The 10,761-nt window shown below is 71.1% G+C and carries 8 protein-coding genes; all 8 read left to right on the top strand.

The genetic code is table 11. From position 1 onward, the window contains the following. Positions 1-1,471 precede the first annotated feature (1,471 nt). On the top strand, positions 1,472-1,831 hold the full coding sequence (locus EMA17_RS08105) for an NADH-quinone oxidoreductase subunit A (RefSeq protein WP_126636234.1): 360 nt from the start codon (positions 1,472-1,474) through the stop codon (positions 1,829-1,831). Between the two features lie 86 nt (positions 1,832-1,917). Next, a complete protein-coding gene (locus EMA17_RS08100) occupies positions 1,918-2,568 on the top strand; it encodes a NuoB/complex I 20 kDa subunit family protein (protein WP_126636233.1) in 651 nt (216 codons plus the stop codon). Beyond that, positions 2,565-3,314, top strand: coding sequence for an NADH-quinone oxidoreductase subunit C (locus EMA17_RS08095; protein WP_126636232.1), 750 nt, complete (start codon positions 2,565-2,567; stop codon positions 3,312-3,314). Before EMA17_RS08100 ends, EMA17_RS08095 begins: the two co-directional genes overlap by 4 nt. Beyond that, positions 3,314-4,651 carry an NADH-quinone oxidoreductase subunit D gene (locus tag EMA17_RS08090; RefSeq protein ID WP_126636231.1) on the top strand — a complete coding sequence of 446 codons (1,338 nt, stop codon included), beginning with the start codon at positions 3,314-3,316 and terminating at the stop codon, positions 4,649-4,651. Before EMA17_RS08095 ends, EMA17_RS08090 begins: the two co-directional genes overlap by 1 nt. Then, the gene (gene nuoE / locus EMA17_RS08085; RefSeq protein ID WP_126636230.1) at positions 4,648-5,520 is read left to right on the top strand and encodes an NADH-quinone oxidoreductase subunit NuoE; all 873 of its coding nucleotides are present in this window, start codon (positions 4,648-4,650) and stop codon (positions 5,518-5,520) included. Before EMA17_RS08090 ends, nuoE begins: the two co-directional genes overlap by 4 nt. Then, positions 5,517-6,854, top strand: a complete 1,338-nt coding sequence (gene nuoF / locus EMA17_RS08080) for an NADH-quinone oxidoreductase subunit NuoF (protein ID WP_126636229.1) — start codon at positions 5,517-5,519, stop codon at positions 6,852-6,854. Before nuoE ends, nuoF begins: the two co-directional genes overlap by 4 nt. Position 6,855: 1 nt before the next feature. Further along, complete coding sequence (locus tag EMA17_RS08075; RefSeq protein WP_126636228.1) at positions 6,856-9,411, top strand: NADH-quinone oxidoreductase subunit G; 2,556 nt, start codon at positions 6,856-6,858, stop codon at positions 9,409-9,411. An 11-nt stretch (positions 9,412-9,422) separates the two neighbouring features. Further along, positions 9,423-10,757: an NADH-quinone oxidoreductase subunit NuoH gene (nuoH, locus tag EMA17_RS08070; protein ID WP_126636648.1), complete on the top strand. Its 1,335-nt coding sequence runs from the start codon at positions 9,423-9,425 to the stop codon at positions 10,755-10,757. The last annotated feature ends 4 nt before the right edge of the window (positions 10,758-10,761 follow it).

Below are 10,761 nucleotides of genomic sequence, written 5' to 3'. Positions count from 1 at the left end.
GGACTCGACCCGACCGCCCGCCCTGTCCGCCGCTGCAGGCCGGTTTTTCCCGACCAACGCACCCGTCTCGCCGGAAGCCTCAAGCCCCGGAGCCCCGCACGCCGGCGGCGGCCCACGACCGACTCTGACAGACCCCGCGCCGGCCACTCGCAACCCAAAGCGCAACGCGCGCCGAAGACACCCGGCCCATTCGGGAACGCATGCCCGGCGGACTCGACCCGACCATCCGCCCTGTCCGCCGCTGCAGGCCGGTTTTCCCCGACCAACGCACCCGTCTCGTCGGAAGCCCCAAGCCCCGGAGCCCCGCACGCCGGCGGCGGCTCAGCCTCGACCAGACCGGCCCCGCACCGGTCACCCGCGACCCAAGGCGCAACGCGCGCCGAAGAGACCCGGCCCCCTCGGGAACGCATGCCCGGCGGACTCGACCCGACCATCCGCCCTGTCCGCCGCTGCAGGCCGCTTTTTGACCCGGCCCCCCGGGAACGCACGCCCGGCGGACCCAACCCGACCGCCCGCCCTGTCCGCCGCTGCAGGCCGGTTTTCGCCGACCAACGCACCCGTCTCGTCGGAAGCCTCAAGCCCCGGAGCCCCGCACGCCGGCGGCGGCTCACCCTTGACCCAGACCGGCCCCGCACCGGCTACCCGCAGCCGAAGCGCGACTCTCGCCGAAGACACCCGGCCCCCTCGGGAACGCGCGCCCGGCGGACTCGACCCGACCGCCCGCTCTGTCCGCCGCTGCAGGCCGGTTTTCGCCGAGCAACCCGCTCGCCTCGTCGGAAGCCCCAAGCCCCGGAGCCCCCGCACGCCGGTGGCGGCCCACCCCACGGGCCGAACAGGCCCCGCACCGGCCACCCGCGACCCGAGACGCAACGCGCGCCGAAGACACCCGGCCCCCTCGGGAACGCACGCCCGGCGCACCCCGCCCCGACCGGACTCGACCCGCCGCCACCCACGCACCCCACCCACCCCACCAGCCCCCACCCACCCACCTGGCCGCCCGCCCCCCGGACCCGTGGCCCCCGCTCCGTCAAGACCCCCGCCCCCACCGCGGCGGGACTGTGTCCATCGGTTCACGAACTCGTCATGGGGGCGTTCGATGTCGTCTTCGAGGGGTCTCTTGTGGTTGCGCTCGGTGACCGTGGGCGGCCAACCGGGTGGATCGATTATCACAACCGATCATCATCAGCCAAATTTGATGAGCTTGTGAACGGGTGGTATAGGCGATTCCCATGATCAACATCGTCCGTGAGTGGCGAACCGTTTAGGCTCCCCTATTTCTCACCCTGTGTGATTTTTGCCTGCACGCAACCGTTTCTGATCGATCATCAGGTGGTGAAGATCACACCATGATCGTTCTCTACCCGTGTCGCAGATCACATCGCGGGGGGCCTAGGATGGGCGCCGTTCCGGCAGCTTGTGAACCCGGTCACATGCGTGGCTTCGGGGGACTGAGAAGGGAGATGGGAGCGCGGTGAACCTGTACGCGCCGATCCTCGTGCTCGGGGGCATTGCCCTGGCCTTCGGAGTGGTCTCCCTCGTGATGGGGGCGCTCACCGGGCCCAAGCGCTACAACCGGGCCAAGCTCGAGGCCTACGAATGTGGCATCGAGCCGACCCCGCAGCCGGTCGGCGGCGGGCGATTCCCGGTCAAGTACTACCTGACGGCGATGCTCTTCATCGTCTTCGACATCGAGATCGTCTTCCTCTACCCGTGGGCCGTCTACTTCGACTCGCTGGGGATCTTCGGTCTCGTCGAGATGGTCATGTTCGTGGCCGCGGTCTTCGTCGCCTACGCCTACCTCTGGCGTCGCGGCGGCCTGGAGTGGGACTGACCGACGACATGGCACGTACACACACCGTGGGCCCGATCAGCCAAGCCCAGGCTTCCCCCAACGACTGACGGAGAGAGGGCATCCGCGTGGGTATCGAGGAGAAGCTGCCCAGCGGCTTCCTGTTGAGCACCGTGGAAGGGCTGGCCGGCTACTTCCGCAAGGGATCGTTCTGGCCGGCCACGTTCGGACTCGCGTGCTGCGCGATCGAGATGATGGCGACCGGCGCCGGCCGCTACGACCTGGCCCGCTTCGGCATGGAGGTCTTCCGGGCCTCGCCGCGCCAGGCCGACCTGATGATCGTCGCCGGGCGGGTCAGCCAGAAGATGGCGCCGGTCCTGCGGCAGATCTACGACCAGATGCCCAACCCCAAGTGGGTGTTGTCGATGGGCGTTTGTGCCTCGTCGGGCGGCATGTTCAACAACTACGCGATCGTCCAGGGCGTCGACCACGTGGTGCCGGTGGACATCTACCTCCCCGGCTGTCCGCCCCGGCCCGAGATGCTGATGGACGCGATCATCAAGCTCCGCGAGGAGATCCAGGCGATGCCGCTGGGCGTCAACCGCGAGAAGGCCGCCCGCGCCGCCGAACAGGCCGCCATGAAGGCGCTGCCCACCATCGAGATGCTTCCCGCGAGCGCCCGTCGCGGCGCCCACGAACTCGACCCCGGCATCCCGGTCGGCCACGCGCACGCCGGACACACCCACGCCGGCCACACCCAGGACGGGGCCGCCCGATGAGCACCCCCGAGGAGAAGGCCCAGCTCCCCACCCCCCGCGACATCCACGGCGAGCCCGTCGGCGAGACCGTCGAGGTCCGGCACGGCATGTTCGGCGCCGCCGGCTCCGGCGACACCTCCGGCTACGGCAAGCTCGTCCGTACCGTCGCCTTCCCCGGCCCCGCCGCCCGCCCCTACGGCGGCCCGCGCGGAACCGCGGACGGCGAGGGCGAGTTCGACCTCGTCGCCGACGAACTCTCCGGCGCCCTCGCGGAGGCCGGCATCGAGTTCGACCAGGCGATCGAGAAGGTCGTGGTCGACCGCGGCGAGATCACCTTCCACGTGCGCCGCGAGTCGTTGCCCCGGGTCGCGCTGACCCTGCGCAACGACCCGGCGCTGCGCTTCGAGCTGTGCACCGGCGTGTCCGGCACGCACTACCCCCAGGAGGCCGGCCGCGAGCTGCACGCGGTCTACCACCTGCGCTCGATCACCCACAATCGGGCACTGCGGCTGGAGGTCTCCGCCCCCGACGCGGACCCGCACGTACCGTCCCTGGTGAGCGTGTATCCCGCGCTCGACTGGCACGAGCGCGAGACCTACGACTTCTTCGGCCTGATCTTCGACGGCCACCCCGCGCTCACGCGCATCCTCATGCCGGACGACTGGCCCGGCCACCCGCAGCGGAAGGACTACCCGCTCGGCGGCGTGCCCGTCGAGTACAAGGGCGCCCAGATCCCGCCGCCCGACCAGCGGAGGTCGTACAACTGATGTCCGATCAGACAACGACACCCCCATCCGCCGCGTACGCGCGGGAGACCACCGAGGGCCGGGTCTACACGGTCACCGGCTCCGACTGGGACGAAGTGGTCCAGGCCGCGGCGGACGCCGAAGAGCGCATCGTCGTCAACATGGGCCCGCAACACCCGTCCACGCACGGCGTGTTGCGGCTGATCCTGGAGATCGACGGGGAGAGCGTCACCGAGGCCCGCTGCGGGATCGGCTACCTGCACACCGGGATCGAGAAGAACCTGGAGTTCCGCACCTGGACCCAGGGCGTCACCTTCGTGACGCGCATGGACTACCTGATGCCGCTGCACAACGAGACGGCCTACTGCCTCGCGGTGGAGAAGCTGCTCGGCATCACCGACCAGGTGCCCGAGCGCGCGCAGGTGATCCGGGTCCTGCTGATGGAGCTCAACCGGATCTCCTCGCACATGGTCTGCCTGGCCACCGGCGGCATGGAGATCGGCGCGCTCACCGTGATGACCTTCGGGTTCCGCGACCGCGAACTGATCCTCGACGTCTTCGAGATGATCACCGGGCTCCGGATGAACCACGCGTACATCCGCCCCGGCGGCCTGGCCCAGGACCTGCCGCCCGGCGCCGTGGACAAGATCCGCGAGCTGGTCGACATCCTCCCCGGCCGGGTCCGCGAGTACGAGCTGCTGCTCAACGACAACGCCATCTTCAAGGGCCGCACCCAGGGCATCGGCTACCTCGACCTGGCCGGCTGCATGGCCCTCGGGCTGACCGGCCCGGTGCTGCGCTCCACCGGCCTGCCGCACGACCTGCGCAAGACGCAGCCGTACTGCGGCTACGAGACCTACGAGTTCGACGTCGCCACCGCCGACTCCTGCGACTCCTGGGGGCGGTACCTGATCCGCATCGAGGAGATGAAGCAGTCGCTGCGGATCGTCGAGCAATGTCTGGACCGGCTCGCTCCCGGACCGGTCATGGTGGCCGACAAGAAGATCGCCTGGCCCGCGCAACTGGCCCTGGGCACCGACGGGTTGGGCAACTCGCCGGCGCACATCAAGAACATCATGGGCACCTCGATGGAATCCCTCATCCACCACTTCAAGCTGGTGACCGAGGGCTTCCGGGTGCCGCCCGGCCAGGTCTACAGCGCGATCGAATCACCCCGGGGCGAACTGGGCGTCCACGCGGTCAGCGACGGCGGCACCCGCCCCTACCGCGTGCACTTCCGCGACCCCTCCTTCAACAACCTGCAGGCCATGGCCGCGATGTGCGAGGGCGGCCAGGTGGCGGACGTGATCGTGGCAGTGGCGGGGATCGACCCCGTCATGGGAGGTGTCGACCGATGAGTACGGACCTGGGCATGCCGATGCCCCCGGCGAAGCCGGCTCCGCCGTACCCGCCCGAGGTGCGCGCGCGCCTGGAGGTGGACGCGAAGGAGGTGATCGGCCGCTACCCGCAGGCCCGTTCGGCGCTGCTGCCGCTGCTGCACCTGGTACAGGCCGAAGAGGGCTACGTCACCGGCACCGGCATCGAGTTCTGCGCCGACATCCTCGGCCTGACCACCGCCGAGGTCTCCGCCGTCGCCACCTTCTACACGATGTACCGGCGGCGCCAGGGCGGCGACTTCCACGTCGGCGTGTGTACCAACACGCTGTGCGCGGTGATGGGCGGCGACGAGATCTTCGCGAGCCTGAAGGACCACCTCGGGATCGGCAACAAGGAGACCACCGCCGACGGCGTGGTCACCCTGGAGCACATCGAGTGCAACGCGGCCTGCGACTACGCGCCCGTGGTGATGGTCAACTGGGAGTTCTTCGACGACGCGACCCCGCAGTCGGCCAGGGAGCTCGTCGACGACCTGCGCGCCGGCAAGGACGCGGTACCCACCCGCGGCGCCCGACTGTGCACCTTCCGCGACACCTCGCGGATCCTGGCGGGCTTCCCCGACGAGCGCCCCGGCGCGGTGGACGAGGGCGGCGCCGGCGGCACCGCCAGCCTGGTCGGCCTGCGGATCGCCAAGGGCACGCACACCGACGACGCGCCCCGATCCACGACCGTGCCCGGCTCCCGAAGCGCGACCCCGGGCGGCGCGAACGAGACACCGCCGGCCCCGAGTTCGCACGACGCCCCGGCGCGCACCGCCGAGTCCGACCCGGCCCACCCCGCGCCTCCCGCCGGGAACGCGCCCGACCAGGACGGGGACCAGGCGCCGTGACCGAGCCCTCCCTCCTCACCCCCGTGCTCTCCGCCAACTGGGACGAGCACCAGCCGTGGACGCTGGACACCTACCGGCGCGACGGCGGCTACGACGGCCTGCGCAAGGCGCTGGCCATGCACCCCGACGAGGTGATCCAGACCGTCAAGGACTCCGGTCTGCGCGGTCGCGGCGGCGCGGGCTTCCCCACCGGCATGAAGTGGGGCTTCATCCCGCAGAACGACGGCAAGCCGCACTACCTCGTGGTCAACGCGGACGAATCCGAGCCGGGGACCTGCAAGGACATCCCGCTCATGTACGCCAACCCGCACGTGCTGATCGAGGGCGTGATCATCGCGTCCTACGCGATCCGCTCCGGGCACGCGTTCATCTACGTGCGCGGCGAGGTCGTCCCGGTGCTGCGCCGGCTGCACGCCGCGGTCCGCGAGGCGTACGCGGCCGGCTACCTCGGCAAGAACGTGCTCGGCTCGGGCTTCGACCTCGAACTCACCGTGCACGCGGGCGCCGGCGCCTACATCTGCGGCGAGGAGACCGCGCTGCTCGACTCGCTCGAGGGCCGCCGCGGCCAACCCCGACTGCGCCCGCCGTTCCCCGCCGTGGCCGGTCTGTACGCGTCGCCCACCTGTGTGAACAACGTCGAGTCGATCGCCTCGGTGCCGCCGATCCTGAACAAGGGCGTCGAGTGGTTCCGCTCGATGGGCTCGGAGAAGTCGCCCGGGTTCACCCTGTACTCGCTGTCCGGGCACGTCACCCGGCCCGGCCAGTACGAGGCCCCGCTCGGCGTGACACTGCGCCAACTCCTCGACCTGGCGGGCGGGGTGCGGGCGGGCCACCGGATCAAGTTCTGGACGCCCGGCGGTTCGTCCACGCCGATGTTCACCGACGAGCACCTGGACGTGCCGCTCGACTACGAGGGCGTCGGCGCGGCCGGCTCCATGCTCGGCACCAAGGCGCTGCAGATCTTCGACGAGACCGTGTGCGTGGTGCGCGCGGTGCTGCGCTGGACCGAGTTCTACGAGCACGAGTCCTGCGGCAAGTGCACCCCGTGCCGCGAAGGTACCTACTGGCTCACCCAGTTGCTCACCCGCCTGGAGCACGGCGAGGGCACCGAGGAGGACCTGGAGACGTTGCTCGACGTCGCCGACAACATCCTCGGCAAGTCCTTCTGCGCCCTCGGCGACGGCGCGGCGAGCCCGATCCAGTCCTCGCTCAAGTACTTCCGCGACGAATACCTGGCGCACTTCGAGCACGGCGGCTGTCCGTTCGACACCGCGGCATCCACCGCGTGGGCGACGACGGCCCCCGCTTCCACCGGGGCAGGAGCGCACAGCTGACATGACAGTCACGACCAACACCCCCGCGGGTGGGCCGCCGGCCCCCAAGCCGGAGGACCTCGTCACCATCTCGGTGGACGGGATCGACGTCTCGGTGCCCAAGGGCACCCTGGTGATCCGGGCCGCCGAGCTGATCGGCATCCAGATCCCCAGGTTCTGCGACCACCCGCTGCTCGACCCGGTCGGCGCCTGCCGGCAGTGCCTGGTCGACGTCGAGGGCCAGCGCAAGCCGCTCGCCTCCTGCACCACCACCGTCACCGACGGCATGGTCGTCCGCACCCAGCTCAGCTCCCCGGTCGCGAAGAAGTCGCAGGACGGGGTGATGGAGCTGCTGCTGATCAACCATCCCCTGGACTGCCCCGTCTGCGACAAGGGCGGCGAATGCCCGCTCCAGAACCAGGCGATGGGCGCGGGCCGGGCGACGTCCCGCTTCACCGAGGTCAAGCGCACCTTCCCCAAGCCGCTGCGGATCTCCTCCGAGGTACTGCTCGACCGCGAGCGCTGCGTGCTCTGCGCCCGCTGCACGCGCTTCTCCGAGCAGGTCGCGGGCGACCCGTTCATCGCGCTGATCGAACGCGGCGCGCTCCAGCAGGTCGGCATCTACGAGAAGCAGCCCTTCGAGTCCTACTTCTCCGGCAACACCATCCAGATCTGCCCGGTCGGCGCCCTCACCTCGGCCGCGTACCGTTTCCGCGCCCGGCCGTTCGACCTGGTGTCCTCCCCGACCACGTGCGAGCACTGCGCGTCGGGGTGCTCGCTGCGCGCCGACCACCGCCGGGGCAAGGTGCTGCGCCGGCTCGCGGGCGACGAGCCCGAGGTCAACGAGGAATGGAACTGCGACAAGGGCCGCTTCGCGTTCCGCTACGCCACACGCCAGGACCGACTCACCTCCCCACTGATCCGGGACGAGGAGAGCGGCGAACTGGTTCCCGCGTCCTGGTCCGAGGCACTGGGCGTGGCCGCGCGCGGGCTCGCCGCCGCACGGGGCAGCGCCGGGGTCCTGGTCGGCGGCCGGGCCACGCTCGAGGACGCCTACGCCTACGGCAAGTTCGCCCGGGTCGCGCTGGACAGCAACGACATCGACTTCCGCGCCCGCGAACACTCCGCCGAGGAGGCCGAGTTCCTGGCCCAGCGGGTCGCCGGCAGCGGCCTCGGGGTCACCTACGCCGACCTGGAGAAGGCCCCCGGCGTGCTCCTGGTCGGCTTCGAGCCCGAGGACGAGTCGCCGATCGTCTTCCTGCGGCTGCGCAAGGCCTCCCGCAAGGGCCTGAAGGTGTACGGCGTCGCGCCGTTCGCCTCCTCCGGGCTGACCCGGATGGGCGGCACGCTGCTGCGGGCCGCCCCCGGCACCGAGACCGAATGGCTCTCCGCCCTCGCCGAGCCGGAGGTCGGCGGCGAACTCGCGCGCGGCGCGGGCGAGATGTTGCGCAAGCCGGGCGCGGTGGTGCTGCTCGGCGAACGCCTCGCCGGGGTCCCGGGCGCGCTGGCCGCGGCGAGCGCGCTGGCCGCGCGCACCGGCGCCCGACTCGCCTGGGTGCCCCGCCGCGCGGGCGAGCGCGGCGCGGCGGACGCGGGCGCGCTGTACAACCTGCTGCCGGGCGGCCGGCCGGTCGACCACCCCGAGGCGCGCGCCGAGGTGGCCGCCGCCTGGGGGGTCGCCGCCCTGCCCGCCGGCTACGGCCTGGACACCACCGCGATCCTGACCGCCGTCCGCGAACAGCGCCTGGCCGCACTCGTGGTCGGCGGCGTCGAGGTGGACGACCTGCCCGACCCGACCGCCGCGCTGGCCGCCCTGGACGCGGCCCGCTTCGTGGTCAGCCTGGAACTGCGGCACAGCGCGGTCACCGAACGCGCCGACGTGGTCTTCCCCGTCGCCGCCGCCGCCGAGAAGCCCGGCACCTTCGTCGACTGGGAGGGTCGCGAACGCCCGTTCGCCACCGTCCTGAAGAAGGACCAGCTCGGCGGCGACCTGGCCGCGGTGATGTCCGACCTGCGGGTGCTGGACGCGATCGCCGAGGCGATGGCCGAACAGCGCGAGGGCACCCCGATCGAGCTGCCCTCGCTCACCGCCGCCCGGCGCGAGCTGCGCCGACTCGGCCGGTGGACCGGCGACCGCGGCCCGGCCCCGGAGGCGCGCGCCCGCGAACTCCCGCGCCCCGGCGCGGGCGAGGCCGTACTCGCGTCCTGGCGCCTGCTCCTGGACGAGGGGCGCGGCCAGGACGGCGAACCCCATCTGGCGGGCACCCGGCGCGCGCCGGTGGTCCGGCTCTGCGCGTCCACGGCCGCCGAGATCGGCGCCGAGGACGGCGGCGGCGTCACCGTGACCTCGTTGCACGGGGAGGTCACGTTGCCGCTGCGCATCACCGACATGACCGAGCGCGTGGTGTTCCTGCCCGCGAACTCGCCCGGTTCCGCGGTGCGTCGCGCACTGCGGGTCGCCCCCGGCGAGGTGGTCCGGATCCGCCCGGCGGTGGTGGACCTCTCCCAGGCGCAGGGCCCGCCCGACAACACCGGCCTCAACGGTCGGACCGCACACGTTCATGAGGAGGAGCGGTGACGGACAGCGGCATGCAGCTCGCCGCGGTCGGGTTCGGTACCGACGTCTGGTGGCTGATCCTGCTCAAGGCGGTGCTCATCTTCGCGTTCTGCGTCGTCATGACGCTGTTCGCGATCTGGTGGGAACGCAAGGTCGTGGCCTGGATGCAGATGCGCATCGGGCCCAAGTACACCGGCCCCCAGGGCCTGCTCCAGTCCCTCGCGGACGGCGTGAAGCTCGCGCTCAAGGAGGACATCACCGTCAAGGGTGCCGACAAGGCCGTCTACATCATCGCCCCGATCGTGGCGATGGTCCCGGCGTTCATGGCGTTCGCGGTGATCCCCTTCGGGCCCGAGGTCTCCATCTTCGGGCACCGCACGCACCTGCAACTGACCGATCTGCCGGTCGCGGTCCTCTACATCCTCGCGGTCGCGTCCGTGGGCATCTACGGCATCGTGCTCGCGGGCTGGTCGTCGGGCTCGACCTACCCGCTGCTCGGCGGGCTGCGCAGCTCGGCCCAGATGATCTCCTACGAGATCGCGATGGGCCTGTCCTTCGCGGCGGTGTTCCTCTACTCCGGCTCGATGTCCACCTCGGAGATCGTCGCCGCGCAGCAGGACACCTGGTACGCGATCCTGCTGCCGGTCTCGTTCATCATCTACGTGGTCGCGATGATCGGCGAGACCAACCGGGCGCCGTTCGACCTGCCCGAGGCCGAGGGCGAGCTGGTCGGCGGCTTCCACACCGAATACTCGTCGCTGAAGTTCGCGCTGTTCTTCCTCGCCGAGTACGTGAACATGGTCGTGGTCAGCTCGCTGGCGACCACCCTGTTCCTCGGCGGCTACCTGGCCCCCTGGCCGATCACCGCGGTGTGGGACGGCGCCAACTCCGGCTGGTGGCCGTTCCTGTGGTACTTCCTCAAGGTCCAGGCGTTCATCTTCGTCTTCATCTGGCTGCGCGGCACGCTGCCCCGGTTCCGCTACGACCAGTTCATGAAGATCGGCTGGAAGGTGCTGATCCCGCTCTCGCTGGTGTGGCTGATGCTGGTCGCCACCGTGCGCGCGCTCAAGAACGAGGGCTACGAGCAGTCCCGGATCGTGTTGTGGGTCGCTGGCGGTGTGGTCGCGCTGCTCCTGCTGTCGATCCTGTGGGACGCGGTCATGCCGAACAAGGACGCGGAGGCCGAGGAGGCCGCCGCGAAGGCGGCCGGTCCCGAAACGTTCGACCCGATGGCGGGCGGGTTCCCCGTACCGCCCATGCCGGGCCAGCAACTCCCACCGGTGCCGCGCCGCAACGTGCGCAGACCGGAGCCGGTCGGCGCGCCGGCGGCGGAGCTCCCGGCCGACCGCACTGAAGGAGAGGCATAGACCC

Source organism: Embleya hyalina, assembly GCF_003967355.1.
GTDB classification, from domain to species: Bacteria; Actinomycetota; Actinomycetes; order Streptomycetales; family Streptomycetaceae; genus Embleya; species Embleya hyalina.
This window is presented reverse-complemented; position numbering and strand designations above follow the sequence as displayed.